General features: G+C 69.9%; 23 protein-coding genes. 12 read left to right on the top strand and 11 right to left on the bottom strand.

Annotated features, from left to right (window positions below; translation table 11 throughout):
* Position 1 precedes the first annotated feature (1 nt).
* From ACLJOU_RS20330 to ACLJOU_RS20320, 3 genes are read left to right on the top strand one after another with little or no spacing between them, the layout of a single operon-like run.
* The gene (locus ACLJOU_RS20330) at positions 2–1,234 is read left to right on the top strand and encodes an ABC transporter permease (protein WP_410569334.1); all 1,233 of its coding nucleotides are present in this window, start codon (positions 2–4) and stop codon (positions 1,232–1,234) included.
* Positions 1,235–1,624 (top strand): cytidine deaminase, encoded by a 390-nt coding sequence (locus ACLJOU_RS20325; RefSeq protein WP_176173152.1) that lies wholly within the window; start codon positions 1,235–1,237, stop codon positions 1,622–1,624.
* Positions 1,621–2,898 carry a thymidine phosphorylase gene (locus tag ACLJOU_RS20320; RefSeq protein WP_410569216.1) on the top strand — a complete coding sequence of 426 codons (1,278 nt, stop codon included), beginning with the start codon at positions 1,621–1,623 and terminating at the stop codon, positions 2,896–2,898. The genes ACLJOU_RS20325 and ACLJOU_RS20320 overlap by 4 nt, the downstream gene beginning before the upstream one ends.
* A 119-nt stretch (positions 2,899–3,017) precedes the next feature.
* On the opposite strand, the gene ACLJOU_RS20315 is transcribed toward ACLJOU_RS20320, so the two are convergent.
* Positions 3,018–4,139, bottom strand: coding sequence for a PA containing protein (locus ACLJOU_RS20315; RefSeq protein WP_410569215.1), 1,122 nt, complete (start codon positions 4,137–4,139; stop codon positions 3,018–3,020).
* 213 nt (positions 4,140–4,352) lie between these two features.
* Here ACLJOU_RS20315 and ACLJOU_RS20310 point away from each other — a divergent pair, with 213 nt between their 5' ends.
* Together ACLJOU_RS20310 and ACLJOU_RS20305 are read left to right on the top strand one after the other, a co-directional pair.
* Positions 4,353–5,447 (top strand): adenosine deaminase, encoded by a 1,095-nt coding sequence (locus ACLJOU_RS20310; protein ID WP_410569214.1) that lies wholly within the window; start codon positions 4,353–4,355, stop codon positions 5,445–5,447.
* 100 nt (positions 5,448–5,547) lie between these two features.
* Positions 5,548–6,744: an MFS transporter gene (locus ACLJOU_RS20305; protein ID WP_410569333.1), complete on the top strand. Its 1,197-nt coding sequence runs from the start codon at positions 5,548–5,550 to the stop codon at positions 6,742–6,744.
* 236 nt (positions 6,745–6,980) lie between these two features.
* On the opposite strand, the gene ACLJOU_RS20300 is transcribed toward ACLJOU_RS20305, so the two are convergent.
* Positions 6,981–8,249, bottom strand: coding sequence for a primosomal protein (locus ACLJOU_RS20300; RefSeq protein WP_410569213.1), 1,269 nt, complete (start codon positions 8,247–8,249; stop codon positions 6,981–6,983).
* A 152-nt stretch (positions 8,250–8,401) separates the two neighbouring features.
* On the opposite strand from ACLJOU_RS20300, the gene ACLJOU_RS20295 reads away from it, so the two are divergent.
* Positions 8,402–10,906 (top strand): DEAD/DEAH box helicase, encoded by a 2,505-nt coding sequence (locus ACLJOU_RS20295; RefSeq protein WP_410569212.1) that lies wholly within the window; start codon positions 8,402–8,404, stop codon positions 10,904–10,906.
* Between the two features lie 52 nt (positions 10,907–10,958).
* On the opposite strand, the gene ACLJOU_RS20290 is transcribed toward ACLJOU_RS20295, so the two are convergent.
* A complete protein-coding gene (locus ACLJOU_RS20290) occupies positions 10,959–11,609 on the bottom strand; it encodes a hypothetical protein (RefSeq protein WP_410569211.1) in 651 nt (216 codons plus the stop codon).
* A gap of 127 nt (positions 11,610–11,736) precedes the next feature.
* Positions 11,737–12,717, bottom strand: coding sequence for a sugar-binding transcriptional regulator (locus ACLJOU_RS20285; protein ID WP_410569210.1), 981 nt, complete (start codon positions 12,715–12,717; stop codon positions 11,737–11,739).
* Positions 12,718–12,845: 128 nt separating this feature from the next.
* On the opposite strand from ACLJOU_RS20285, the gene ACLJOU_RS20280 reads away from it, so the two are divergent.
* The 4 genes from ACLJOU_RS20280 to ACLJOU_RS20265 are packed head-to-tail and all read left to right on the top strand — an operon-like array spanning position 12,846 to position 16,939.
* Positions 12,846–13,850 carry a zinc-dependent alcohol dehydrogenase family protein gene (locus ACLJOU_RS20280; protein ID WP_410569209.1) on the top strand — a complete coding sequence of 335 codons (1,005 nt, stop codon included), beginning with the start codon at positions 12,846–12,848 and terminating at the stop codon, positions 13,848–13,850.
* On the top strand, positions 13,837–15,177 hold the full coding sequence (locus ACLJOU_RS20275; protein WP_410569208.1) for an ABC transporter substrate-binding protein: 1,341 nt from the start codon (positions 13,837–13,839) through the stop codon (positions 15,175–15,177). Before ACLJOU_RS20280 ends, ACLJOU_RS20275 begins: the two co-directional genes overlap by 14 nt.
* Positions 15,177–16,109, top strand: a complete 933-nt coding sequence (locus tag ACLJOU_RS20270; RefSeq protein ID WP_410569207.1) for a carbohydrate ABC transporter permease — start codon at positions 15,177–15,179, stop codon at positions 16,107–16,109. The genes ACLJOU_RS20275 and ACLJOU_RS20270 overlap by 1 nt, the downstream gene beginning before the upstream one ends.
* Positions 16,106–16,939, top strand: a complete 834-nt coding sequence (locus ACLJOU_RS20265; RefSeq protein ID WP_410569206.1) for a carbohydrate ABC transporter permease — start codon at positions 16,106–16,108, stop codon at positions 16,937–16,939. Before ACLJOU_RS20270 ends, ACLJOU_RS20265 begins: the two co-directional genes overlap by 4 nt.
* 83 nt (positions 16,940–17,022) lie before the next feature.
* On the opposite strand, the gene ACLJOU_RS20260 is transcribed toward ACLJOU_RS20265, so the two are convergent.
* From ACLJOU_RS20260 to ACLJOU_RS20250, 3 genes are read right to left on the bottom strand one after another with little or no spacing between them, the layout of a single operon-like run.
* The gene (locus ACLJOU_RS20260) at positions 17,023–17,217 is read right to left on the bottom strand and encodes a ferredoxin (protein WP_410569205.1); all 195 of its coding nucleotides are present in this window, start codon (positions 17,215–17,217) and stop codon (positions 17,023–17,025) included.
* Positions 17,218–17,253: 36 nt separating this feature from the next.
* Positions 17,254–18,453: a cytochrome P450 gene (locus ACLJOU_RS20255; RefSeq protein ID WP_410569204.1), complete on the bottom strand. Its 1,200-nt coding sequence runs from the start codon at positions 18,451–18,453 to the stop codon at positions 17,254–17,256.
* Between the two features lie 10 nt (positions 18,454–18,463).
* A complete protein-coding gene (locus tag ACLJOU_RS20250) occupies positions 18,464–19,684 on the bottom strand; it encodes a cytochrome P450 (RefSeq protein WP_410569203.1) in 1,221 nt (406 codons plus the stop codon).
* A 179-nt stretch (positions 19,685–19,863) separates the two neighbouring features.
* On the opposite strand from ACLJOU_RS20250, the gene ACLJOU_RS20245 reads away from it, so the two are divergent.
* Both ACLJOU_RS20245 and ACLJOU_RS20240 read left to right on the top strand, forming a co-directional pair.
* Positions 19,864–20,502 (top strand): TetR/AcrR family transcriptional regulator, encoded by a 639-nt coding sequence (locus tag ACLJOU_RS20245; RefSeq protein ID WP_410569202.1) that lies wholly within the window; start codon positions 19,864–19,866, stop codon positions 20,500–20,502.
* A gap of 283 nt (positions 20,503–20,785) precedes the next feature.
* On the top strand, positions 20,786–21,439 hold the full coding sequence (locus ACLJOU_RS20240) for a hypothetical protein (protein WP_410569201.1): 654 nt from the start codon (positions 20,786–20,788) through the stop codon (positions 21,437–21,439).
* Between the two features lie 3 nt (positions 21,440–21,442).
* Here ACLJOU_RS20240 and ACLJOU_RS20235 read toward each other — a convergent pair whose 3' ends face one another.
* The 4 genes from ACLJOU_RS20235 to deoC all read right to left on the bottom strand — a co-directional run bounded on the left by ACLJOU_RS20235 (position 21,443) and on the right by deoC (position 25,774).
* Positions 21,443–22,246, bottom strand: a complete 804-nt coding sequence (locus ACLJOU_RS20235; protein ID WP_410569200.1) for a beta family protein — start codon at positions 22,244–22,246, stop codon at positions 21,443–21,445.
* Between the two features lie 246 nt (positions 22,247–22,492).
* Positions 22,493–23,374 carry an aldehyde dehydrogenase family protein gene (locus tag ACLJOU_RS20230; RefSeq protein ID WP_410569199.1) on the bottom strand — a complete coding sequence of 294 codons (882 nt, stop codon included), beginning with the start codon at positions 23,372–23,374 and terminating at the stop codon, positions 22,493–22,495.
* Positions 23,367–24,800 carry an aldehyde dehydrogenase family protein gene (locus ACLJOU_RS20225; protein WP_410569198.1) on the bottom strand — a complete coding sequence of 478 codons (1,434 nt, stop codon included), beginning with the start codon at positions 24,798–24,800 and terminating at the stop codon, positions 23,367–23,369. Before ACLJOU_RS20225 ends, ACLJOU_RS20230 begins: the two co-directional genes overlap by 8 nt.
* The gene (gene deoC, locus ACLJOU_RS20220; protein WP_410569197.1) at positions 24,800–25,774 is read right to left on the bottom strand and encodes a deoxyribose-phosphate aldolase; all 975 of its coding nucleotides are present in this window, start codon (positions 25,772–25,774) and stop codon (positions 24,800–24,802) included. The genes ACLJOU_RS20225 and deoC overlap by 1 nt, the downstream gene beginning before the upstream one ends.
* Between the last annotated feature and the right edge of the window lie 32 nt (positions 25,775–25,806).

Below are 25,806 nucleotides of genomic sequence, written 5' to 3'. Positions count from 1 at the left end.
CATGCCGGTGCGGCGTCAGCGCCGGGGCCGGATCCCCGGCTGGCTGCGCGGGGTCATCTGGGCCGTGGTCGCCATCGCCGTCATCTCGACCGCGTCGTACTCCACCGGCGTCGCCGCGCTGACGTCGTCCAACACCGCTTCGACGGCGTTGCGCCTGGCCCTGCCGATCCTGCTCTGCGCGCTGGGCGGCCTCTGGGCCGAGCGCGCGGGCGTGGTCAACATCGGGCTCGAGGGCATGATGATCCTCGGCACCTGGGGCGCGGCCTGGGGTTCGTACAACGGCGGCGTGTGGACCGGCCTGATCTCCGCGATCGTGTTCGGCGCGCTGGGCGGGCTGCTGCACGCGGTGGCGACGGTGACGTTCAACGTCAACCACATCGTCTCCGGTGTCGCGATCAACCTGCTCGGCCTGGGCGTCACGAAGTACCTGGCCAACCTGATCTTCGCGCCGATCTCCGGCAACCCGCGGCAGTCGCCGGTGGTGCCGAAGTTCGACACCTACTCGGCCACGTTCCTCTCGGACTGGCTGGGCGACCTGGAGAAGCAGCAGCGCGTCGGCATCTCGGACGTCGCCGGCATCCTGCGCGGGCTGGTCACCGAGGTGGCGCCGCTGACGATGCTGGCGATCATCCTGGTGCCGGTGAGCTTCTGGGTGCTCTGGAAGACCCGGTTCGGCCTGCGGCTGCGCTCGTGCGGCGAGAACCCGGTGGCGGCCGAGTCCCTCGGCGTGAACGTCTACCTGCACAAGTACGTCGCCGTGATCATCTCGGGCGCGTTCGCCGGCATGGGTGGCGCCTCGCTGGTGCTGCTGCGCGGCGGCGCGGACTACCTGGAGAACCAGACGAACGGCCGCGGGTACATCGGTCTCGCGGCGATGATCTTCGGCAACTGGCGCCCGGGCGGCCTGCTCGGCGGCGCGGCGCTGTTCGGCTACGCGGACGGCCTCCAGCTGGCCGGCGGCGGCGAAGCGGTGCTCGCGCTGCTGTACGGCGCGGTGATCCTGGTCGCCGTGATCGTCGTCGTGCAGCTGTTCCGGCGGCAGTGGATCGCGGCCGGGCTCGGCGTCGTCGGCGCGGGTGTGCTGTACGCGATCTACTGGTCGAACGACACGCTGCCGTCGGACCTGATCCCGTACACCGCGCACTTCGTGACGCTGATCGTGCTCGCGGTGGCTTCGCAGCGGCTGCGGCCGCCGAAGGCCGACGGGCAGCCGTACCGACGGGGTGAGGACTGAGTGTCTACTGTGGATTGGGACGCGCTGCGTTCCCGGGCGATCGAGGCGGCTTCCCACGCCTACGCGCCTTATTCGGGCCTGCACGTCGGGGTGGCCGGGATCGTCGACGACGGCCGGGTCGTGACCGGGTGCAACGTGGAGAACGCCTCCTACGGGCTGGGACTGTGCGCCGAGTGCACGATGGCCGGGCAGCTGCGGCTGTCCGGCGGCGGCCGCCTGGTCGCCGTCGCCTGCCGGTCCGGTGCCGGTGACCTGCTGATGCCGTGCGGGCGCTGCCGGCAGATCCTGTTCGAGCTGGGCGGGTCTTCGTGCCTGGTGGACACGCCCAGCGGGATCCTGCCGATGTCCGACGTCCTGCCGGACGCCTTCGGTCCGGACGACCTGCCGTGAGCACGTTCGCGGCGGTCGACGTCATCCGGACGAAACGGGACGGGGGCACGCTGTCCGACGAGCAGATCGACTGGGTCGTCGACGCCTACACCCGCGGTGAGGTCGCCGAGGAGCAGATGTCGGCGCTGGCCATGGCGATCTTCCTGCGCGGGATGACCTCGGCGGAGATCTCGCGGTGGACCCGCGCGATGATCGCGTCGGGCGAGCGGCTGTCTTTGGACGTCTCGCGGCCGACGGTGGACAAGCACTCGACGGGCGGGGTCGGCGACAAGATCACGCTGCCGCTGGCGCCGCTCGTGGCGGCGTGCGGCGCGGCGGTGCCGCAGCTGTCCGGCCGCGGGCTCGGGCACACCGGCGGGACGCTCGACAAGCTGGAGTCGATCCCGGGCTGGCGGGCCGCACTGTCCACTTCGGAAATTCAGGCGCAGCTGGAAGACGTCGGCGCGGTGGTTTGCGCGGCGACATCCGGGCTGGCACCGGCGGACAAGAAGCTGTACGCGCTGCGGGACGTCACGTCGACCGTGGAGTCGATCCCGCTGATCGCCAGCTCGATCATGAGCAAGAAGATCGCGGAGGGCGCGTCGGGGCTGGTCCTAGACGTGAAGTTCGGGTCGGGCGCGTTCATGAAGTCGCTTGGTCAAGCCCGCTCGCTGGCTTCTGCGTTGACCTCGATCGGCGCCGATCACGGCGTCCCGACGACGGCGTTGCTGACCGACATGAACGTCCCGCTGGGCCGGGCGGTCGGGAACGCGGTGGAGGTCGCGGAGTCGGTCGAGGTGCTCCAGGGCGGTGGCCCCGGGGATGTGGTCTCGCTGACGGTGGCTTTGGCGAGCGAGATGCTGGCTCTCGCCGGTATCTCCGCCGATCCGGCGGCGGTGCTGGCGTCGGGGGAGGCGTACGAGGTCTGGTGCCGGATGATCTCGGCCCAGGGCGGCGACCCTGCGGCGCCGTTGCCTTCTCCTGCGCACGTCCACACGGTCGTCGCGCCTTCTTCGGGGGTGCTGGCTTCGCTGGACGCGTACGCGGTGGGTGTCGCGGCGTGGCGGCTGGGTGCCGGACGAGCCCGCAAGGAGGACCCGGTCCAGGCCGCGGCGGGCATTCTGTGCCTGGCCAAGCCGGGCGACCGGGTGTCGGCCGGTGACCCGCTCCTCGAGCTGCACACGGACACCCCCGACGCGGTCCCTGCGGCCCTGGCCGCCCTCGAAGGCGGCTTCTCGATCGCTGATGCGGCACCCGAGCCGGGCCCGATCGTCGTGGAGACGATCCGGAGTTAGCGGCGATGTGACGCTCATCGCGAAGATGATCACCTGATCGAGTGACATCGGAAGCCGGATCACGCCGATACGAGAAGGCCCCCGCCGGGATCCGGCGGGGGCCTCTTCACGCGTGGGTCCTACTCCGTGGCTTCTTCCGAACCTTCGGGCTTCGCCTTGACGTCGGCCGGCTTGGGGGCGCGGCCGTTGCGGGAGCTGCGGCGCGGCTGGCGCGGGGCCGGCGGGGGCGGGGCGATCTGCTGGACCGCCGGGCCGCCGCCGAGCATCAGCTCCGCGAACGTCGCCATCGCCTCGTCGAGCTGGCCGCCGATGCGGCGGACGCTCTCGTCGTTGCTCCTGCGGACCAGCGTGTCCACCGAGTCGGTGTCCGGCTGCTTCGACAGCGTGCCCTCGACCTTGGCCAGGCCGCTCTTGAGCGCGCCGTCGAGGTCGCCGATGCCGGACAGGAAGCCGTCCTCCACCTTGTCGAGGCGGCCGGCCAGGTCGTCCAGGCGGGTGGTGACCGTTTCGAGCCGGTTGCCCAGGTTCTCCAGCCGGTCGGACGCGTCGACCATCTCGCCGGTCTCGGTCAGCGCGACCTTGAGCGCCTCGGTGTTGGCGTCGATCCGCTCGTGCGTCGTGCGGCCCAGCTCGCCGACCCGCTCCTGCGTGACGCGGCTCAGCTCGTCGATCTTGTTCCGCAGCTCGTGGTCGGCGTGGTCGACGCGGTCGCGCAGCGTGGCCTCGGCCTGCTCGATCCGCTCGCGGACCGGGCCGTGCACCGACTGCGGCAGCGAGTCGAGCTTCGCGTCCTGCTTGTCGAGGTGGCCGCCCAGCTCGTCGAGCCGGCGGTGGATGTTCTGGAGCTTGTCCTCGAGCCCGTCCATCCGGCCCGCGACACCCTCGAAGCGCGCGGCGACGCCGTCGAGGCGGCCGTCGAGCTGGGCGAAGGGCTTGGCGAGCTTGTCGACGATGCTCTCGACCGCGCGGGTCAGGGCGGCGATCGCCGCGTCCTGGGCCTCGAGGCGCGACATCGTCTCGTCGAGGCGCTCGGCCAGGACGCTGACCTCGGTGCGGTCGGGCATCTCGGACAGCCGCTTGCGGACCGCGCCCAGCGAGTCCACCGGCGCGAGGCGGGCGTAGATGTCGTCGAGCGCGTCGAAGATCTGCTGCTGCTCGCTCTCACGCACTTCGGCCGCGCGCACCAGCATGTTGCGCATCCGGTCGAAGGACGGGGCGGCAATGTGGTTGTCAGTGGTCACTGCTGTGTGTCCTTCGTCGGCGGGGAAATGGAGGGACGTGCCACGAAGCTTATCGATTGCAAAAATTGCTGTCTGTATGGCCCCCGTGAAGAGGCTATTGCGCAGGCTGCCCCCGGATGGCCGATTCGGGACATGATCCTCGACGCTGAGGGTTAGCCCGAGCCGGAGAGTTACGGCCATGTAGGGGAATGACAACGAGGTTACCGTTGGGGGATGCCTGACGAAAGCCCTGTTCTGCCCACCGAGACACTCCGCCGCGCGCCCAAGGTGCTGCTGCACGACCACCTCGACGGCGGCCTGCGCCCGGCGACCGTCGCCGAGCTCGCCGACGCGACCGGCTACGCCGCTCTGCCCACCACCGACCCGGCCGAGCTGGGCACCTGGTTCCGCCGTGCGGCCGACTCCGGCTCCCTCGTTTCCTACCTCGAGACCTTCGCGCACACCTGCGGGGTGATGCAGACGGAGGAAGCGCTGGTCAGGGTGGCCGCGGAGGCGGTGGAGGACCTGGCCGCCGACGGTGTCGTCTACGCGGAGGTGCGCTACGCACCGGAGTTGTTCGTCGAACGCGGACTGTCACTCGATGCGGTGGTTGAGGCTGTCCAGGCGGGGTTCACCGAGGGCACCCGCCGGGTGGCCGCGAACGGCGGCACCATCCGCGTCGCGACGTTGCTCTGCGCGATGCGCCAGCACGCCCGGGCGCTCGAGATCGCGAACCTGGCCGTCCGCTACCGCGACGCCGGCGTCGCCGGGTTCGACATCGCCGGTCCCGAGGACGGATTCCCGCCGACCCGCAATCTCGACGCGTTCGAATACCTGCGGCAGAACAATGCGCACTTCACCATTCACGCGGGTGAAGCATTCGGTTTGCCGTCCATTTGGGAAGCGATTCAGCACTGCGGCGCCGAGCGGCTCGGGCACGGCGTGCGCATCGCCGAGGACATCAAGACCGACGCGGACGGCACGGTCCACCTTGGACGGTTGGCCGCGTATGTCCGGGACCGCCGCATCCCCCTGGAGATCTGCCCGACGTCGAACGTCCAAACAGGCACGGTCCGCTCGATCGCCGAGCACCCCATCGGGCTGCTCGCCAAGCTGCGCTTCCGGGTGACCGTGAACACGGACAACCGGCTGATGAGCGGATGCACGATGACCAGCGAATTCGCCGCGCTGCACGAGACGTTCGGCTATGGTATCGCCGACTTCCGCTGGTTCACCATCAACGCGATGAAATCCGCGTTCATCGATTTCGATGCCCGGCTCGCGCTGATCGACGACGTGATCAAGCCCGGGTACGCCGCGCTGACCTGACCCTCCCGCTTCGGACCGCAACTCGCTTGCGGTCCTTAGCCGTGCCAACTATCGTTCACTATGTAGGAATAACTTCTCATTATTTGAGACGGTGACGAAGATGGCGCAGGTCGCGAGCGAGCAGCATGTCAGTCGACGACGTTGGCTCATCCTCGCGCTCGGCCTCGCGGCGCAGACGGCGAGCTGTTCGTTCCTGTACGGCATCCCGTTCCTGGTCCCGGCCATGCGGGCCGCCGAGGGGCTGACGCTGGCCGAAGCCGGCACGGTCGTCGCGGCGCCCAGCATCGGGTTGTTGTTCACCCTGATCGTGTGGGGCGCGGCTGCGGACCGTTACGGGGAGCGCCTCGTCATGGCCCTCGGCTTGGGCGTCTCAGGGTTACTCCTGGTGTACGCCGGGTTGGGGAGTCACCCGGTCGGGCTGCTCTTTGGGGTGTTTCTGGCCGCCGGCGCCTGTACGGCTTCGGTGAACGCGGCGAGCGGTCGCGTCGTGATGGGCTGGTTCGCGAAGTCCGAGCGGGGCGTGGCGATGGGGATCCGCCAGACGGCCCAGCCGCTCGGCGTGGGCGTGGCCGCCCTTGGCCTGCCGCCGCTGGCCGCGCACTTCGGCTTCCGGGCGGCGATCCTGCTGCCGGCCGGGCTGGCGATCGTGGTGGCGCTGCTGGTGGCGTGGCTGGTGACGGACCCGCCGCGCCCGCCCGCCCCGGTTTCCGGCGAGAAGCCGCCGTCGCCGTACCGGCACGCGACGCTTTGGCGGGTGCACGGGGCGAGCGCGCTGCTGGTGGTGCCGCAGTTCGCGGTGTCGGCGTTCGCGCCGGTCTACCTGGTGTCGGTGCAGCACTGGAGCGCGTTGTCGGCGGGCTGGTACCTGGCGGTGGTCCAGGTGCTGGGCGCGTGCGGCCGGCTCGGGTCGGGCTGGTGGTCGGACCGGGCGGGCAGCCGCCTGCGCCCGATGCGGGTGCTGGCGGTCGCGAGTTGCCTGGTCATGCTGCTGGTGGCGCTCGGGGACGCGTCCTGGCCGTGGCTGGTGCTGCTGGCCCTGGCGCTGGCGGGGGTGATCACGGTGGCGGACAACGGCCTGGGCTTCACGGCCTCGGCGGAGCTGGCCGGGTTGGCGTGGTCGGGCCGCGCGATGGGCACGCAGAACACGGGCCAGAACATCGCGGCCTCCCTGACCCCGCCGCTGCTGGGCCTGGTGATCGGCGACAGCCGGTACGCCCTGGCGTTCTGCGTGGCGGCGGTGTTCCCGGCGCTGGCGGTGGCGGTGGTCCCGGTCCGCGCGGAACACCCGGAGCCCTGATGCCCGCCCGATCACGCGTGATGCCCGCCCAGCCACGCGAGATGCCCGGCTGAGTACGAGCCGACCAACTCGCGTGTCTGGAGGGTCGACACGCGTGTCTGGAGGGTCGACTCGCGTGTCTGGAGGGTCGACACGCGTGATTGGAGGGTCGACACGCGTGATTGGACGGTCGACACGCGGCGGACAGGCCGAAGGCCGCCTCCCAAACTGCGGGAGGCGGCCTTCGGCGAGAACGATCAAGCCACCGTCAGGCGGTTCTCGAAAGTTTCGACGAGCTTGCGCCACGCGCTCTGCTCGGCGTCGAACGGTGCCGACGGCTCCAGGCGGGACGGGTCCGGGCGCAGGACGAACGACACCAGCCAGCCCAGGCTTTCGTTGCCCGCCAGTGCCGTCTCGGCCGAGTCGTCGCCGGCCCACTCCGCGGCGTCCGTGATCAGCTCGACCGCCAGCTCCAGCTGCGTCGGGTCGATCGCCTCCGGGCCCTCCGCGATGTCCGCGTCCAGGCCCGTCAGCACGTACGTGTTCTCCGGGTCGACCTCGATCTCGAGTTCGCCCGCCGTCGCCTTGGCCAGCACCTCGTCCCACGTGGACACGTCCGCGAGGTCGGTGTCGGCCAGCTCCTTGCCGTCCGCCAGGGCGCGGGCCAGCGCGCCCGTCGACGTGAACACGTCGATCTCGCCCTCGCTGCCCAGGAACACCGGGGCGTCGTCGAGGTAGCAGCGCAGCGTGTAGTACTCCGCGCCCGAGGTGATGATCTTGATCGGGTCGATGCCGACCTCGGCCCAGAAGCCGACCGGGCCCTCGTCCTCGTCCTCGTCCTCGATCGAGTCTTCGTCGTCTTCGGACGAGAGGGCCTCGAGGTCCTCTTCGCCCTCGGCGCCGGCCTCGGCCTCGGCGGACTCCTCGTGGAACGCCGCCAGCTCCTCGGCCGTCTGCTCCAGCACCTTCTCGTCGACCTCCGGCTGGGTGACCAGGCCGTCGATCGCGTCGAGCACGGTGTCCCACTTCTGCGACACCGTCTCGGACAGGTCGTTCCACACCTGCACGCCGACGCCCCCGGTGAACGGCAGCGTCCCCTGGTCGAGCAGCGAGAAACCCTCGGTCGAGTCGAGGATCTCGTGGACCTCCTCGAGGTCGCAGACGTCGGCGAGCGACCGCACGATGCCGACGATCTCCGCCAGCTCCGCGATGTGCCAGACGTCCGGCTCCTCGGCGACCAGCTCCGGCACGCCGACGAGGTCGTACGTGTGGTCCTCGTCCGGGATCAGCTCGGGCACGTTCAGCGACGGCACCGCGTCCCACGCCGGGTGGTCGAGCAGGTCGTGCCGCTCGGACGTGCGGACGAAGGCGGCCAGGTGAGCGGCGTCGGGGAAGGCGTACAGGTCGTCCTCGTCGCCGAGGAACGCTTCCCACTCCTCGCCGTCTTCCCGCCAGCGCGGCGCCCACAGGGTGACGACGTCGCCCTGCGGCAGGCCGAGTTCGATCGGGATGATGTCCTGTGCCATTCCTTAGCCCTCCGGAGTACCGCCCGTGTGCGCGCGGGACCGGAAGTACCACCTGAGTCCACGCGCGGTACCGCGAAGCCTACGGGTTTCGCACTCGCGATGCGATCGCCCCTGCCGACTTTGCGACGAGCGGATGGCACGATGGACGCCTGATGACTCTCACAGACCTCCTGCCTGCGGATCCCGACCCCGACGCGCTCTTCGAAGCCTTCACGACCTGGACGGCCGAACGGGGTATCGAGCTGTACCCGGCGCAGGAGGAGGCGGTGATGGAGGTCGTCTCCGGATCGAACGTCATCCTTTCGACGCCGACCGGCTCCGGGAAGAGCCTCGTCGCCGTCGGCGCGCACTTCACCGCGCTCGCCCAGGGCCGCCGCAGCTACTACACCGCGCCCATCAAGGCCCTCGTCTCGGAGAAGTTCTTCCAGCTCATCGACATCTTCGGCGCCGACAACGTCGGGATGATGACCGGCGACTCCAGCGTCAACGCGGACGCCCCGATCATCTGCTGCACGGCCGAAATCCTGGCGAACATCGCGTTGCGCTTCGGTGCGGACGCCCCGGTCGGGCAGGTCGTGGCCGACGAGTTCCACTTCTACTCCGAGCCCGACCGCGGCTGGGCCTGGCAGGTGCCGCTGCTGGAGCTGCCGAAGGCCCAGTTCGTCCTGATGTCGGCGACCCTGGGCGACGTGTCCTTCTTCGAGAAGGACCTCACCCGCCGCACCGGCAAGCCGACCGCCGTCGTCACGTCGGCGCAGCGCCCGGTCCCGCTGACCTTCCGCTACGCGCTGACGCCGCTGCACGAGACGATGTCCGAGCTGTTGAACGGTGGTCAGGCGCCCGTCTACGTCGTCCACTTCTCCCAGGCCGCGGCCATCGAGCGGGCGCAGACGCTGATGAGCATCAACGTCACGTCGAAGGCCGAGAAGGAGGCCATCGCCGAGCTGATCGGCGACTTCCGGTTCTCCGCCGGGTTCGGCAAGACGCTCTCGCGGCTGGTCCGCCACGGCATCGGCGTGCACCACGCCGGGATGCTGCCCAAGTACCGCCGGCTGGTCGAGACCCTGGCCCAGTCCGGGCTGCTCAAGGTGATCTGCGGGACCGACACGCTCGGCGTCGGCATCAACGTCCCGATCCGGACGGTCGTGTTCTCCGCGCTGACGAAGTACGACGGCGTCCGCCAGCGGCACCTCAAGGCGCGCGAGTTCCACCAGATCGCCGGCCGGGCCGGGCGCGCGGGCTACGACACCGACGGCTACGTCGTCGTGCAGGCGCCCGACCACGTCGTCGAGAACGCCAAGGCCCTCGAGAAGGCCGGTGACGACCCGAAGAAGAAAAAGAAGATCGTCCGGAAGAAGGCCCCGGAGGGGTTCGTCAACTGGACCGAGAGCACGTTCGACCGGCTCATCGCGGCCGACCCCGAGCCGCTGACGTCCAGCTTCAAGGTCACCCACTCGATGCTGCTGAACGTGATCTCGCGGCCGGGCAACGCCTTCGACTCGATGCGGCACCTGCTCGAGGACAACCACGAGGACCGGGCGTCGCAGCGCAAGCTGATCCTGCGCGCCATCGCGATCTACCGCGCGCTGCTCGCCGCCGGCGTCGTCGAACGACTGTCCGAACCGGACGAACAGGGCCGGATCATCCGGCTCACCGTCGACCTGCAGTTCGACTTCGCGCTCAACCAGCCGCTTTCGCCGTTCGCGCTGGCCGCCATCGAGCTGTTCGACCTCGAGTCGCCGAGCTACGCGCTCGACGTCGTGTCCGTTGTGGAATCCACAGTGGACAACCCGCGGCCGGTGCTCTCGCAGCAGCAGTTCAAGGCGCGCGGCGAGGCCGTGCAGGCGATGAAGGCCGAGGGCATCGAGTACGACGAGCGGATGGAGCTGCTCGAGAACATCAGCTACCCCAAGCCGCTCGAAGAGCTGCTGCAGGGCGCGTTCCACAGCTACCGGCAGGGCCATCCGTGGGTCGCCGACTACGAGCTGTCGCCGAAGTCGGTCGTGCGGGACATGTACGAGCGCGCGATGAACTTCGTCGAGTACATCGGCTTCTACCAGCTGGCCCGGTCCGAGGGCCTGGTGCTGCGCTACCTCGCCGACGTCTACGACGCCCTGCGCCACACGGTCCCGGACGAGGCCAAGACCGAGCCGCTGCAGGACCTCATCGAGTGGCTCGGCGAGCTCGTCCGGCAGGTCGACTCCAGCCTGCTCGACGAGTGGGAAGCGCTGCGGCACCCGGCGGCGGAGGGCCCGGTGTCGCACCGGCCTCCGGAGCCGCCGCCGGCCGTCACCCGCAACGAGCGCGCCTTCCGCGTCCTGGTCCGCAACGAGCTGTTCCGCCGGGTCGAGCTCTTCGCGCGGCGGGCGTGGTCCCCGCTCGGCGAGCTGGACGCGGCTTCGGGCTGGGACGCCGACGCGTGGCAGGAAGCGATCGAAGGCTACTTCGAGGAGTACGAGACGCTGGGCACCGGCCCGGACGCGCGCGGCCCGCGGCTGCTCATGATCGACCAGCAGCCGGACGTCTGGAAGGTGCGCCAGATCTTCGACGACCCGGCCGGCGACCACGACTGGGGCATCAGCGCCGAGGTCGACCTGGCCGCGTCGGACGAAGCCGGGATGGCGGTCGTGCGGGTGACCGAGGTCGGGGCGCACTGACCGCCCGGCGGTCAAGCCGGTCTCGTCGAGCGCCGCGAGGGCGGGTACGCGCTTACGCCGTCGGGCGAGACGCTGCTGCCGCCGATCGAGGGCTTCGGGCGCTGGGCCGCTGAGCACGGCGATGACGTCGCCGCCGCTCGAACGCGAGCACGCCCAGCGTCAGCAGCTCCAACGCGGGCAGCGGATAGCCGAGGGTGAGCCCGGCGGCGACGTCGATCACGGGTGTGCCGATGCCGGCCGCGAACACCCAAGCCGGTGCGGTCAGCGGCTTCGCGGCGGGGGACCACGGCGTCCTGCGGCCCGGCTTCGCGACGGACAGCCAGGCTTGGAACGCGAGTGCGCTCGCCATCAGCGCCGCTCCGGCGATCTGCGGCCAGGCGACGGTGCCGGTGTCCGCCGACTCGCGCAGCGCGGGGGACAGCAGGAAGATCCCGGCGTAGAGCTGGATCAGCGTCAGTGCGAACTTCGTGAGCACCCACCAGTGCCGGAAGTAGCCCCACGCGGTCGCGCCGGCCAGCAGGAGGCCGGTGAACGCGGAGACGTTCGCCATGGGGGCGAGCAGGACGGAGTCGAGCCGGTCGGCCATTTCGGGCGCGCCTGACGACATGAGCACGACCAGGGCGAGGGCCTGGCTCATCCAGGCGACCGACGAAACGACGTGCAGCCAGACGACGGCCTGGCGCCAGCGGGGAGAAGTCTTCACGACCCCCAGGCTCGCGAAGCGGCCGCGCCGGCACATCGGGCGCGACCCGGGTTTCGTCCCGGAGGCGGGAGAGCCGCGCCTACCCCGGGCGGAGTAGGCCGCCGGCTGCGCCGTACCCTGCGGGTTGTCACGAGGGTGGGTTCTTCGCCGCCAAGGCCAGCAACGGGACCGCAGCCGCGGCGTCGGTGATCAGGGTCGAGACCATGCCCGACCGCAGCACCGCGTCCACCGCCGCCGCCTTCGGACGGCTGTAGCCCAGGGCGATCACCTCCGGGACCGCCATCAGCTCCTCGTGGCTGATCGCCAGGACGTGGTGGGCCAAGCCGGTCGAGAGCGCGTTGCCGGACGCGTCGAAGAGGCGGGCCGCGACCTCCGCCGTCGCCCCGCGGGCCGCGATCGCCGCGCGCTCGGCTTCGTCCAGGGCGTCGTACACCGTCGACTCGCCCGGTTGCCACGCGCCGATGCTGACCACCGCCTTCGTCAGGTTGCGGAACTGGCCGAACGTCTCTGCGATCCCCGGCTGGCGCCGCAACGTCTCCGTCGTGCGGCGGTCCGGGAGCACCAGCGGCCCGAAGATCGGGTACGCGTCGCCGCCGGACACCGACGTCACGCGGCTGACCGTCTCCACCGAGCGGCCGCGCATGTCCATCCCCGCCTGCACCCCGCACAGCTGGACGATCGGGCACCGCGGCAGCGACCGGACCGCCTCCGCCATCGCGTTCACCGACCGCGCCCACGACAGCCCGATGACGTCCGACGGGACCGCGATCTCCTCGAGCAGCCGCGCGGCCAGCGCACCGATCTTCGCCCGGACGACCTCCTTCGGCTCGCGCTCGGTTGAGCGTTCGAGCACCAGCGCACGCTTCAGCCCGTACGCCGAGCGCACCTCGTCCGACAGCGCGAGGTCCACCGGCGCCGGCAGCGAGAACTCCACCCTGACCAGCCCGGACTCCATGGCCGTGTCGAGCATCCGCGCCACCTTGAACCGGCTGACGCCGAACTCGTCGGCGATCTCCAGCTTGGAGCGTCCCTGCACGTAGAAGCGCCGGGCGACGGTGGCGAGCAGCATCGCTTCGGTGAGCGAAGCACTCTTACGGGAAGCGCTCATTTGAGCATAATAGCGCGAAATCCAGCCGAAAGGTTGACGTGATACCGACGTCAGACCTGTAATGCCTTCACATCTTCTCGTCGCGATAGGTCAACGTTGCTCATCTGAGCGCGAGGAAGGGGCAAGGCATGCGTGCCGCCATCGTCGACCGGCCCGGTGAGATCAGGGTCGGCGAGGTGCCCGATCCGAAACCCGGGGAACGTCAGGTCGTCGTCAAGGTCGGAGCGTGCGGTATCTGCGGCACCGACCTGCACATCGCGGACGGGCACTTCCCGCCCACCCCGTACCCCATCGTCCCCGGCCACGAGTTCGCCGGGGAGATCGTCGAGCTCGGCGCGGACGTGCCGGGCGACTGGCAGGTCGGCGACCGGGTGGCCGTCGACCCGTCGCTGTTCTGCGGCTACTGCGGCCCGTGCCGCGCCGGCCACGGCAACCTCTGCGCGAACTGGGGCGCCACCGGCGACACCGTCAACGGCGCGTTCGCCGAATACGTCGCTGTGCCGTCGTCCACCTGCTACCGCATGCCCGACGCGATGACCTGGGAACAGGGTGCGCTGGTCGAGCCGGTTTCCTGCGCGGTGCACGGTGTTCGTCGCGTCGGCGTCGAAGCCGGCGAACGCTTCCTCGTCGTCGGCGCCGGCACCATGGGCCTCATCATGCAGCAGCTGCTGCAGCGCTCGGGCGCGCAGGTCACCGTGGTCGACCGCAACGAGGCCCGGCTGCCGCGCGCAGCGAGTCTCGGTGCCGTCGCCACGGCGAAGGACGTCAAGGACCTGAACGACGAGAAGTTCGACGTCGCCGTCGACTGCACCGGCGCCGCCCCCGCCATCGAAGCCGCCTTCGACGCGATCCGGCGCGGCGGACGGCTGCTCGTCTTCGGCGTCGCGCCGGCCGAAGCCCGCGTCGCGCTTTCGCCGTTCCGCATCTACAACGACGAAATCACCGTCGTCGGCTCGATGGCCGTGCTGCACAGCTTCGGCGCCGCCCTCGACCTGGTGGCGTCCGGCGCGATCGACACGGACGCGCTGCTCACCGACACCCTGCCGCTGGAGCAGTACCCCGAGGCGCTGGCCAAGATGCGCAGCGGCGCGGGCCTGAAGGTGCAAGTCCTCCCCGGAGGTGGCCGTGCGTAAGCTCCTCACCCTCCTCGCGGCGACGTCGCTGCTGGCCACCGGCTGTGCGGGCGCCGGCTCGCTCGGTACCGGCAGCAGCACGCTCGTCATCGCGATCGTGGCGAACCCGCAGATGAAGGACGCGATCTCGCTCGCGCCGGAGTTCGAAAGGGCCACCGGCATCAGCCTCAAGTTCGTGTCGCTGCCGGAAAACCAGGCCCGCGCCAAGATCACCGCGTCGACCGCCACCGAGGGCGGCGAGTTCGACGTCGTCATGATCAGCAACTACGAGGCCCCGCAGTGGGCGGCCAACGGCTGGCTCGAGAACCTCGAACCGCACATGACGGCCACCCCGGGCTACGACGAAGGCGACTTCATCCCCAGCATCAAGCAGTCGCTGTCGTACCGGAACCAGATGTACGCGGTGCCGTTCTACGGCGAGTCGTCGTTCCTGGCCTACCGCAAGGACCTCTTCGACAAGGCCGGGCTCACCATGCCCGCCAAGCCGACGTGGCCGCAGATCGCCGAGTTCGCCGCAAAGCTCGACGACAAGGCGGCCGGCGTCGCGGGCATCTGCCTGCGCGGCAAGCCCGGCTGGGGCGAGAGCCTCGCGCCGTTCACGACGGTGGCCAACACCTTCGGCGCGCAGTGGTTCGACAAGGACTGGACCGCCAAGCTGACGTCCCCGGAGTTCACGCAGGCCGCGAACTTCTACGTCAACCTGATCCGCGAGCACGGCGAAGTCGGCGCCTCCAGCGCCGGGTTCTCCGAGTGCGGCACGCGCTACACCCAAGGCAACGCGGCGATGTGGTACGACGCCACGGTCATGGCGGGCACCAACGAGGACCCGTCCAGCAGCAAGATCGTCGGCAAGTCCGGCTACGCACCCGCGCCGGTCGTCAAGACCCCGGCCAGCGGCTGGCTCTACACCTGGGCCCTCGGCATTCCGAAGGTCGCCAAGGACAAGGACGCGGCCTGGAAGTTCATGGCCTGGATGACCGACAAGGCGTACGTGCAGAAGGTCGGCCACACCTACGGCTGGAACCGCGTCCCGCCGGGCGTCCGCCAGTCGACGTACGCCATCCCCGAGTACGCCGACGCGGCGAAGGCCTACGCGAAGCCCACCCTCGACGGCATCGCGGACGCGAACCAGCAGAAGGTGATGGCGAACCCGGTGCCCTACCCCGGCATCCAGTTCGTCGGCATCCCCGAGTTCCAGGACCTGGGCACCCGGGTGAGCCAGCAGCTGTCGGCCGCGATCGCCGGCCGCGAATCCGTCGAAGACGCGCTGAAGCAGTCCCAGGACTACGCGCAAACCGTGGGCGACTCCTACAAGGCGGTGCAGTGATGTCCACGCTCTCCGTATCCACCCCCACCTCCCGGACCCAGGCGAAGACCGAAGAGAAACGCGGCCTGAGCACCGCGGCCAAGCGGCGGCTGCCGCTGCTGCCCGCGCTGATCTTCGTCGTCGCGGTGACGCAGCTGCCGTTCCTGCTCACCGTGTTCTACTCGTTCCAGTCGTGGAACCTGGTCCGGCCCGGGTCACGGCACTTCGTCGGCCTGGACAACTACATCGACGTCTTCAGCGACACGACGTTCCTGGTCGCGCTGCTCAACACGGTGCTGCTGACCGTGGTCTGCGTGTTCGTCGCGCTGCTCCTCGGCCTCGGCCTGGCCATCCTGCTCGACCGCAAGTTCCTCGGCCGCGGCGTCGTCCGGACGCTGCTGATCACGCCGTTCCTCATCCTGCCGGCGGCCGGCGCGCTGCTGTGGAAGACGACGGTGTTCGACCCGACCTACGGGCTGCTGCACTTCGTCTTCGGCACCGACGCCGACTGGCTTTCGGAGTTCCCGCTGGCTTCGGTGATGGCGCAGATCGTGTGGCAGTGGACGCCGTTCATGATGCTGCTCATCCTGGCCGGCCTGCAGAGCCAGGCCAAGGACGTCCTCGAAGCGGCCAACGTGGACGGTGCCGGCCGGTGGCGGACGTTCGTCTCCATCACCCTGCCGCACCTGTCCCGGTTCCTGCAGCTGGCCACGCTGCTGGGCGCGATCTACATCGTGAACAGCTTCGACGCGATCTTCCTGATGACCCAGGGCGGCCCGGGCACGGCGAGCACCAACCTGCCGTACTACATCTACCAGCGCGCGTTCGAGGGCTTCGACGTCGGCCAGTCCTCGGCGATGGGCGTGATCGTGGTGATCCTGACGATGATCGTCGCGACCTTCGCCCTGCGCCTGATGTTCCGGACCTTCTCGGTGAGCGGAGGGATCAAGTGACGACGGTGGCGCCCCGCAAGCGGGCCTACGGCAAGGGGTCGCTGACCGTCGCGACCTGGGTGATCGCGATCCTGTTCGTCTTCCCGCTGCTGTGGATGATCCTCACGGCGTTCAAGCAGGAGGCGGACGCCTACACCGATCCGCCGAAGCTGTTCTTCACGCCGACGTTCGAACAGCTCGGCAACGTCCTGAACGGCGGGTTCCTGCCGTACCTGTCGAACTCGGCGTTCGTCACGATCCTGTCGACGGTCTTGGTGCTGCTCTTCGGCGTCCCGGCGGCGTACGCGCTGTCGCTGGCGCCGGTCAAGGGCACGTCGAACGCCCTCGGGTTCTTCCTGTCGACGAAGATGCTGCCGATCGTGGCGGCGATCATCCCGCTGTACGTGATCTCGCAGAACACCGAGCTGCTCGACACGGTGTGGGCGCTGGTCATCCTGTACACGTCGATGAACCTGCCGCTGGCCATCTGGATGATGCGGTCGTTCTTCCTCGAGGTGCCGCACGAGATGATCGAGGCGGGCCGCATCGACGGCGCCAACCTGCCGACGCTGCTGCGGAAGATCATCATGCCGGTGGTCGCGCCCGGGATCGCGGCGACCGCGCTGATCTGCGTGATCTTCTCCTGGACGGAGTTCTTCTACGCGGTCAACCTGACGGCGGCCCGCGCCGGGACGGTCCCGGTGTTCCTCGTCGGGTTCATCACCAGCGAAGGCCTGTACTGGGCGCAGCTGTCCGCGGCGGCGCTGCTGGCGTCCCTGCCGGTGATGATCGTCGGCTGGATCGCGCAGAACCACCTGGTCCGCGGCCTGTCCATGGGCGCAGTCAAGTAACCCCAGTCAAGTAACCCGGTCGAGTAACGCGTCGAGCAACGCCGAAGGCCACCTCGAGCACCATCGAGGTGGCCTTCGCGCGGTCACTCTTCGAGCGAGAGGGCCTGGCTCGGGCAGACGTGCACCGCTTCACGGGCCTTCTCGACCAGCACGCCCTGGGGCTGGTCGTCGAGCACGATGACCGTGCCGTCCTCCTCGCTCTGGTCGAACAGGGAGGGCTCGGTGAGCACGCACTGGCCGGCGCCGACGCACTTGCCGGTGTCCGCGATGATCTTCATGGTCCTCTTCTCCTGTGGTGGGTTGGCAGTTCGTCTCTACCAGGTCACCGGCAGCCGGTACAGGCCGTAGATGTTCGCGTCGTCCTTGAACGGCAGGTCGTCGACCGGCGCGGCCAGCGCCAGCTGCGGGATCCGGCGGAAGAGCGTGTCGAAGACGATCTGCAGTTCCATCCGCGCGAGGTTCTGGCCGAGGCACTGGTGCGGCCCGAACCCGAACGCCACGTGGTGCCGCGCGCCGCGCTCGATGTCGAGCGTGTCCGGGTCGTCGAACGCGCGCGGATCGCGGTTCGCCGCGTACCCCAGCGCCAGGACCCCCTCGCCGGCGCGGATCAGCTGCCCGCCGACCTCGATGTCCTCGACGCACAGGCGTGCCGTGGCCGCGTCGACGATCGTCCAGTACCGCAGCATCTCCTCGACGGCGTCGAGCGTCTTGCCCGGGTCCGCCTTGATCACCGCGAGCTGCTCCGGGTTGCGCAGGAAGGCGACGGTGGACAGCGAGATCATGTTCGCCGTCGTCTCGTGGCCCGCCACCAGCAGCAGGAACCCCGTCGCGGCCAGCGACTCCCGCCGGTAGGTGCCCTCTTCGCGGAGCTTGACGATCTGCCGGCCGAGCAGGTCGTCCGGCGGGTTCGCTTCCTTCTCGGCGATGAGGTCCGCCATGTACCCGCGGATGGTGTCGAACGCCGCCCGCCGCTCCTCCGGCGGCGTCGCGCGCTTGAGCATCTGCGCCGTGTGGATCTGGAAGAAGCCGTGGTCGGCGTACGGGACGCCGAGCATCTCGCAGATGACCAGCGACGGCACCGGCAGCGACAGCGCCTCGACCAGGTCGCCGGGCTTCGGGCCGGCCAGCAGCGCGTCGATCCGGCTGTCGACGATCTCCTGGATGCGCGGCCGCAGCGCCTCCATCCGGCGCACGGTGAACTCGCCGAGCACGGCCTTGCGGGCCGGGCCGTGCTCCGGCGCGTCCATGGTGATCATGGTGCGCTCGTCGCCCTGGCGCCGGAACCCGCCCTTGACCAGCTGCGGGAAGTCCGGGTGCTGCCGGTCGGCGCTGAAGCGCCGGTCGTTCAGCACGGTCCGGACGTCCTCGTGCCGGGTGACGGCCCAGGCGTGGCCGCCGTCGGGCAGCCGGACCCGCGAGACGGGCTCGCCCTCGCGGATCTCCTCGTACGCCGGCGGCGGCGCGAACGGGCACGTGCGGGTCATCGGGAATTCGCGCTCTTCGACGGTCGTCATGACGTCTCCCTCACCAGGTCACGGGCAGGCAGTAGAGGCCGAAGATCGAGGAGTCGTGCTTGTACGGCAGCTGGTCCACCGGCGCGGCCAGCTTCAGGTCCGGGATGCGCCGGAACAGCGTGTCGAAGACGATCTGCAGTTCCATCCGGGCCAGGTTCTGGCCCAGGCACTGGTGCGGCCCGAAGCCGAAGGCGACGTGGTGGCGGGCGCCGCGCTCGAGGTCGAGGGCGTCCGGGTTCTCGAACGCCGCCGCGTCGCGGTTGCCGGAGTAGCTGAGCCCGAGCACGCCCTCGCCCGCGCGGATCAGCTGGCCGCCGATCTCGACGTCCTCCGTGGCGACGCGCGAGGTCGCGAACTCGGCGATGGTGAAGTACCGCAGCAGCTCCTCGACGGCGTCGAGGGTCTTGCCCGGGTCGTTCTTGATGATCGCGAGCTGGTCCGGGTTCTCCAGCAGCGCGACGGTGCCGAGCGAGATCATGTTGGCCGTCGTCTCGTGCCCGGCGAGGAGCAGCAGAAAGGCCAGCGAGACGAGCTCGTCGTGCGCGACGTCGCCGTGCTCTTCGCGCTGCTTGAGGATCTGGCGGCCGAGCAGGTCGTCGGTCGGGTCGGCCTCCTTCGCCGAGACCAGTTCGTCGAGGTAGTTCTGCATCTCCTCGACGGCCTGCATCCGCACTTCCTGCGTCACTTCCCGGTTCAGCAGGGTGGAGCTGCGCGACTGGAAGAAGTCGTGGTCGGCGTACGGGACGCCGAGCTGCTCGCAGATGACCAGCGACGGCACGGGCAGGCTCAGCGCGGAGACCAGGTCGGCGGGCTTCGGGCCGGCCAGGATCGCGTCGATGTGCTCGTCGACGATCTGCTGGATCCGCGGCTGCAGCGCCTTCATCCGCTTGACGGTGAACTCGCCGACGACCTCGCGGCGGGCGGCGCCGTGCTCCGGGGGGTCCATGTTGATCAGCGACGCGGTGAAGCGGCGGCGCTGCGGACGTCCCTGCCTCGTCAGGATCGGGAAGCCGGGGTTGAACCGGTCGGAGCTGAACCGCGGGTCGTTCAGCACGGTCCGGACGTCCTCGAGGCGCGTCACGGCCCACGCCTCCTGGCCGGACTGGAGCGTGACGCGGTGGACCGGCCCCGCCTCGCGCAGCTTTTCGTACGCCGGCGGCGGGGCGAACGGGCACGTGCGGAGCAGCGGGAAGGTGTCGTCCCGCGTCGCGGGTTCGGCCACTTCGGTCATTTCGGACCCCCTAAATCGGACGGAAAGTATGCGGAGGATTACATTCCGGTTCTCCGGTCCAAGGTACCGAAGCGGAAGGAAGTCGTCCACTAGATGCCTACTACCCGATCGCAGGGGAAGTGGGTGGCCCGTTGACCATGCGAGAATCACCCCGCGCGATTCAGCGGAAGGCGAACGGCATGACGGCAGACCCCGAGACCACCCTGCGGGCGGACGCGCGGCGCAACCGCGACCAGATCCTGGCCGCCGCGAAGCACATCTTCGCCGTTTCCGGTCCCGAGGTGCCGATGGAGGAGATCGCGCGCGCGGCCGGCGTCGGCGTCGGCACGCTGTACCGCCGGTTCCCGGACCGCGACGCGCTGGTCCGCGCGGTGGCCATGGACAACTTCGAGCGGGTGCTGATCGACGCGCGCGTGATCGCCGCCGAGGAGACGTCGTCGTGGCGCGCGCTGGAGCGGCTGCTGCGGCAGTCGGTGGAGCTGCAGCTGAGCGTGCAGCTGGCGATGGTGTCGCACCGGGCGCTGGTGATCCTCAAGAACGACCCGGAGGTCCGGCGGCTGCGCGACGAGATCCTCGCGGTCCTCGACGGCTTCGTCGACGGCGCCAAGGCCGAGGGCAAGCTCCGCGACGACGTCGGGGCGGGCGACATCGCGATCCTGTTCGCGACGCTGCTGCGCCAGATGCGCGCGAAGTCGCCGGAGGTGGCCGAGATGGCGGCCCGCCGGTGCGTCGGCATCATGATCGACGGCCTCCGCGCCCGGCCCGGTTCGCCGCTGCCCGGCCGGCCGATCACGTCCGGGGATCTCGACCCGGACTGAATCCGGCGATTTCCGTGTTAGGGTTCCGCCTCGTTCTGCCGGAATTGCAGCTGCGGGCGGGAAAATGCGACGAAGAATGCTGGCCGTGTTGTTGGCGATTTCCTTCCCGGTGCTCACCGGCTGCGGCGGCGCGCCCGTCGACGGCGTGCCTTCGCCGTTGCCGGTTGCCGCGTCTTCGTCTGCTTCTGCTCCTCCTTCTGTCGCTTCGTCGTCTGCGCCGTCGTCGTCTTCAGCCGCTCGACCTGCACCTTCGTCGACTCCGGTACCGCCGTCGGCCACGCCGGTGCGCAGCTGCCGCAGCCCGGAGTTCACCACGAGCGACCCCGACGGCGGCTGGTCCGACGGCGGTTACTACGTCCACAACAACATGTGGAACGCCGGGGAAGCGGGCCCGGAAACGCTGCGTGCGTGCGCGTACGACAACTGGTACGTCGATTCCACCCAACCCGATTCGACGTCGGTGAAAACCTATCCGAACGTGCACAAGGACATCAACGACCAGAACGGGAAGCCGTTCAACGACTATTCGGTGATCAAATCGACGTTCGCCGGCCGCGGCCCGGGCACGGGCACCTACGACGTGGCGTACGACCTGTGGCTGAACGGCGTGGGCAACGGCAAGGGCGTCACCGAGGTGATGGTCTGGACGGAGAACAGCAAGCAGGTCCCCTCGGGCGACAAGCTGACGACGTACACGGCGGCTGGTTTCACGTACGACGTCTGGGCGGACGACGAGGGGTACGTGGCGTTCGTGTCCCGCTCCACGCAGTACTCGGGAAGTGTGGACCTGAAGGCGATGATCGCGTGGGCGATCGGCAAGGGCCTGATCCCGCCGAACCCGACGGTGAACCAGATCGGCTACGGGATCGAGTTCTGCTCGACCGGGGGCGGCAAGGCGCGGTTCACGCTGTCGGACTTCTCGGTGACGATGAGCTGACCGTCAAGCCGCGGCCCGGGCGGCCAGGTAGGCCAGGTGGTGCGAGGTCGCCAACGCTACGGGCTTGCGGGTGTCGCCCAGACCGGTCCCGGCACCGGTCGCCGCCTCGAGGATTTCACGGTCTCCCCAGGAGAAGCCGGGCCCGGCGTAGCCCTCCGATTCGATGACGTGGCGGCACACGACCCGGAAGGTGTGACCGCGCGCCGACTCGTCACCCTTCTCGTCCGGCATCTGCTCCCGCGAGTAGAGCCAGCGGCGTGGGCACGTGTACTTCAGCGCGACGTGCTTGCTGCGGAATCCCTTGCTCGGAATCGGGTGCACGGCGCCGTAGTCGCCGAACCGGAGGTTTCCGGCACCGGCGCGCACGAGGCGTTCCCAGAGCACTTCCTCGGCTCGCGCCTGTTCCCACGTCGCGGTGTGCCCGAGCGTCTTCGGGATCGAGCCGGTCAGCAAGGTCGTCGACCCGAACGCACCCGATTCGGTGAGCGTGGTGAGGATGGCCGCGGCTCGCTCGACCCCGTCGGCCGTTGCCTCGGCGACGTACTGCAGGTCCAGCACGACGTGGATGTCGCCCGGTGCCCGCGCCAGCCGCTCGATGATCCGGCCGAGGGTGTCCCGGTCGGCCGCGCCCGGCCGGACCCGGACGGCGGCTCCGGCTCCCAGTTCGTCGCCGAGGCGCCCCGCGGCCGCGGGGCGCCTGCTCGGTGGCGTCGCTGCGGACCACCGGGACGAACGTGATCGGCCAAGCCCTGTCGAAGAGATCGGCCGGCCCGCCCAACCGGTCGGCCAGCCGGCCGAGTGCGCCACCGGCGCCGAACCCGGGCCGGTTCGCCACGTCGGAGGCGTCGATCCAACACCGCCTGCCCAGGCGGTGCAGGTGGCGTGCGACCTCTTCGATGTCGTCGAGCTGCTCGGCAGGTTCCGATCCGGGTCGAGCTGCAGGAGCGGCTGAACCCACCGGACTTGACCGGGCTCGGCAAGGGCGCGAAGCGCGGTCAGCAGGCTGAAGGCCACCACCCGGGTACGCCCGGATGGTGGCCTTCGCGCCCGCACTCAGACGCCCAGGGGGTGCCAGACCGTCTTGGCCTCCAGGTACCGGCGCAGGCGGGTGAGATCCGGTGCGGCCGTCCAGTCCGGTTCCGCCTCCGGGACCGTCAGCACCCGCTTCACCGTGTTCGCCGCCTCGCGGGCGAGTTCGACGCGGTCCGCCGGGGCGGCTCCCGTCGGGTCCAGCGCGTTCACGTCGCCGTGGGAGGCCAGCCAGGGGCCCAGTTCCGAAGCCCGGCCCGTCAGGATGTTCGCCACGCCGCCCGGGACGTCCGACGTCGCCAGGACCTCCGACAGCGTGATCGCCGGCAGAGGCCGCTCCGCGCTCGAAACCACCACCGCCGTCGAGCCCGTGGCCAGGACCGGCGCGAGGACCTCGACCAGGCCCAGCAGGGACGACTGCTGCGGGGCCAGTACGCCCACCACCCCCGTCGGCTCCGGGACCGTGAACGAGAAGTACGGGCCCGCCACCGGGTTGGCCGCGCCGAGGACCGTCGCGATCTTGTCCGTCCAGCCCGCGTACCAGACCCAGCGGTCGATCGCCGCGTCCACCAGGGTCTCGGCCTTCTTCGCCGCCAGGCCCTCCGAGGCCGAGACCTCCGCGACGAACTGGTCGCGGCGGCCTTCGAGCACCTCGGCCACCCGGTAGAGGACCTGGCCACGGTTGTACGCCGTCGCCGCGGCCCAACCTCCGAATGCCTTGCGGGCCGCCACCACCGCGTCACGGACGTCCTTGCGGGACGCGTGGGCCGCGTTCGCCAGGAACTTGCCCTTGCCGTCCGTTACCGGGTACACCCGGCCGGACTCCGAACGGGGGAACTTGCCGCCGAGGTACAGCTTGTACGTCTTCGCGACGGAAATCCGGTCAGACTGCGTTGAATCAAACATTCAGGTAGCCCTCCAGCCCGGTGCGGCCGCCTTCGCGCCCGAAGCCGGATTCCTGGTAGCCGCCGAACGGGGCGGCGGGGTCGAAGCGGTTGAAGGTGTTGGCCCAGACCACGCCGGCGCGCAGCTGGTTCGCCATCCACAGGATCCGGGAGCCCTTTTCGGTCCAGATGCCCGCCGAAAGCCCGTACGGCGTGTTGTTCGCCTTCGCCACGGCCTCGTCGGGCGTGCGGAACGTCAGCACCGACAGCACCGGGCCGAAGATCTCCTCACGGGCGATCCGCATCGACTGGTGGACGTTCGCGAACACTGTCGGCGCGAAGAAGAACCCGCGCTCCGGGATCGGGCACGGGCTGGTCCAGCGCTCGGCGCCTTCGGCGTCCCCCGATTCGACCAGCCCGCGGATCTTCGCCAGCTGCTCCGCGGAGTTGATCGCGCCGATGTCGGTGTTCTTGTCCAGCGGGTCGCCGATGCGCAGGGTGGACACCCGGTAGCGCAGTTTTTCGAGGACCTCTTCGGCGATCGACTCCTGGACCAGCAGCCGCGAGCCCGCGCAGCAGACGTGGCCCTGGTTGAAGAAGATGCCGTTGACGATGCCCTCGACGGCCTGGTCGAGCGGCGCGTCCTCGAACACGATGTTCGCCGCCTTGCCGCCCAGCTCCAGCGTCAGCTTCTTCGGCGTGCCCGCGACCTGGCGCTGGATCGCCTTGCCGACGTCGGTCGAGCCGGTGAAGGCGATCTTGTCGATGCCCGCGTGCTCCACAATGGACGCGCCGATGTCGCCCGCGCCCGGCAGGATGTTCACCACGCCCGGCGGCAGCTCGGCCTGCTGGCAGATCTCCGCGAAGACCAGCGCGGTCAACGGCGTCGTCTCGGCCGGCTTGAGGACCACCGTGTTGCCGGTGGCCAGGGCCGGGGCGATCTTCCAGGCCAGCATCAGCAGCGGGAAGTTCCACGGGATGATCTGGCCCGCGACCCCCAGCGGACGCGGGTTCGGCCCGTACCCCGCGTACTCCAGCTTGTCGGCCCAGCCCGCGTGGTAGAAGAAGTGCGCGGCCGCCGTCGGGACGTCGGAGTCGCGCGACTCCTTGATCGGCTTGCCGTTGTCGAGGCTTTCCAGCACCGCCAGCTCACGCGAGCGCTCCTGGATGAGCCGCGCGATGCGGAACAGGTACTTCGCGCGCTCGGTGCCCGGCAGCTTCGACCAGACGCTGTCGTACGCCTTGCGCGCGGCCTTGACCGCGATGTCCACGTCGGACTTCGAGGCCGTGCCGACCTCGGCGAGCACCTCTTCGGTGGCCGGGTTGATCGTCTTGAGCGGCTCACCCGAGCCGTCGACGAATTCGCCGTTGACGAACGGCTTGTAGGAGTCCTTGAGGTTCGCGATGGCGCGCGACTCCGGCGCCGGGGCGTACTCGAAAACAGGCATCAGTCCACCGTCACGTAGTCGGGGCCGCTGTAGTGGCCGTCCACCTGGGTGCGGCGCTGCAGCAGCAGGTCGTTGAGCAGGCTGGACGCGCCGAAGCGGAACAGGTCCGGGGTCAGCCACTGCTCGCCGGCGACCTCGTGCACCGCGACCAGGTACTTGATCGCGTCCTTCGTCGTCCGGATGCCGCCCGCGGGCTTGACCCCGCGCAGCTGCCCGGTCTGCCGGTGCCAGTCGTGGACGGCCTGCAGCATGATGTGGGTGACGGGCAGGGTCGCGGCGGGGGAGACCTTGCCGGTGGACGTCTTGATGAAGTCCCCGCCGGCCAGCAGCGCCAGCCACGACGCGCGCCGGACGTTGTCGTAGGTCGCCAGCTCGCCGGTCTCGAGGATGACCTTCAGGTGGGCGTCGCCGCAGGCGGCTTTGACGGCCTGGATCTCCTCGAAGACGGCCATGTACCGGCCCTCGAGGAAGGCACCGCGGTCGATCACCATGTCGACTTCGTGCGCGCCGGCCTCGACGGCGATCTTCGTGTCGGCCAGCTTGATCTCGCGGCTGGTGCGCCCGGCCGGGAAGCCGGTGGCGACGCTGGCGACGTGCACGCCGCTGCCCTCGAGCGCTTCGACGGCCGTGGCGACCATGTCCGGGTACACGCAGACGGCGGCGACGCGCGGGGTGTCCTGCCGCTCGGGATCGGGCCGCACGGCCTTCGCGGCCAGCGCGCGGACCTTGCCCCGGGTGTCGGCGCCCTCCAGGGTGGTCAGGTCGACCATGGAGATGGCGGTGTCGATGGCCCACCGCTTGGCGTCCTTCTTGATGCTGCGCGTGCCGAGGCCCGCCGCGCGCTGCTCGACGCCGACCTGGTCGACACCGGGCAGCCCGAGCAGGAAGCGGCGCAGGCTCGCGTCGTCGCGAGTCGCGTCCACCAGCGGTGCCGGGGTGGCCGGCGCCGCTGACGTGCTGGTCGTGGCTGTCATGCGCCTGAGTCTAGGCGGCGGGTCCGACAGCG

The sequence above is a fragment of the Amycolatopsis sp. cmx-4-61 genome (genome assembly GCF_046548775.1).
GTDB lineage: Bacteria > Actinomycetota > Actinomycetes > Mycobacteriales > Pseudonocardiaceae > Amycolatopsis.
The sequence above is the reverse complement of the archived record's forward strand: the minus strand, read 5'-3'. Positions and strand labels throughout refer to the sequence as shown.

What these genes read in the sequence shown, in the direction of transcription:
- ACLJOU_RS20330 (WP_410569334.1), top strand. Translation starts at nt 2, where the DNA reads ATGCCGGTGCGGCGTCAGCGCCGGGGCCGGATCCCCGGCTGGCTGCGC.
- ACLJOU_RS20310 (WP_410569214.1), top strand. Translation starts at nt 4,353, where the DNA reads ATGCCTGACGAAAGCCCTGTTCTGCCCACCGAGACACTCCGCCGCGCG.
- ACLJOU_RS20305 (WP_410569333.1), top strand. Translation starts at nt 5,548, where the DNA reads ATGGCGCAGGTCGCGAGCGAGCAGCATGTCAGTCGACGACGTTGGCTC.
- ACLJOU_RS20300 (WP_410569213.1), bottom strand. Translation starts at nt 8,249, where the DNA reads ATGGCACAGGACATCATCCCGATCGAACTCGGCCTGCCGCAGGGCGAC.
- ACLJOU_RS20295 (WP_410569212.1), top strand. Translation starts at nt 8,402, where the DNA reads ATGACTCTCACAGACCTCCTGCCTGCGGATCCCGACCCCGACGCGCTC.
- ACLJOU_RS20285 (WP_410569210.1), bottom strand. Translation starts at nt 12,717, where the DNA reads ATGAGCGCTTCCCGTAAGAGTGCTTCGCTCACCGAAGCGATGCTGCTC.
- ACLJOU_RS20280 (WP_410569209.1), top strand. Translation starts at nt 12,846, where the DNA reads ATGCGTGCCGCCATCGTCGACCGGCCCGGTGAGATCAGGGTCGGCGAG.
- ACLJOU_RS20270 (WP_410569207.1), top strand. Translation starts at nt 15,177, where the DNA reads ATGTCCACGCTCTCCGTATCCACCCCCACCTCCCGGACCCAGGCGAAG.
- ACLJOU_RS20260 (WP_410569205.1), bottom strand. Translation starts at nt 17,217, where the DNA reads ATGAAGATCATCGCGGACACCGGCAAGTGCGTCGGCGCCGGCCAGTGC.
- ACLJOU_RS20255 (WP_410569204.1), bottom strand. Translation starts at nt 18,453, where the DNA reads ATGACGACCGTCGAAGAGCGCGAATTCCCGATGACCCGCACGTGCCCG.
- ACLJOU_RS20250 (WP_410569203.1), bottom strand. Translation starts at nt 19,684, where the DNA reads ATGACCGAAGTGGCCGAACCCGCGACGCGGGACGACACCTTCCCGCTG.
- ACLJOU_RS20245 (WP_410569202.1), top strand. Translation starts at nt 19,864, where the DNA reads ATGACGGCAGACCCCGAGACCACCCTGCGGGCGGACGCGCGGCGCAAC.
- ACLJOU_RS20230 (WP_410569199.1), bottom strand. Translation starts at nt 23,374, where the DNA reads ATGTTTGATTCAACGCAGTCTGACCGGATTTCCGTCGCGAAGACGTAC.
- ACLJOU_RS20225 (WP_410569198.1), bottom strand. Translation starts at nt 24,800, where the DNA reads ATGCCTGTTTTCGAGTACGCCCCGGCGCCGGAGTCGCGCGCCATCGCG.
- deoC (WP_410569197.1), bottom strand. Translation starts at nt 25,774, where the DNA reads ATGACAGCCACGACCAGCACGTCAGCGGCGCCGGCCACCCCGGCACCG.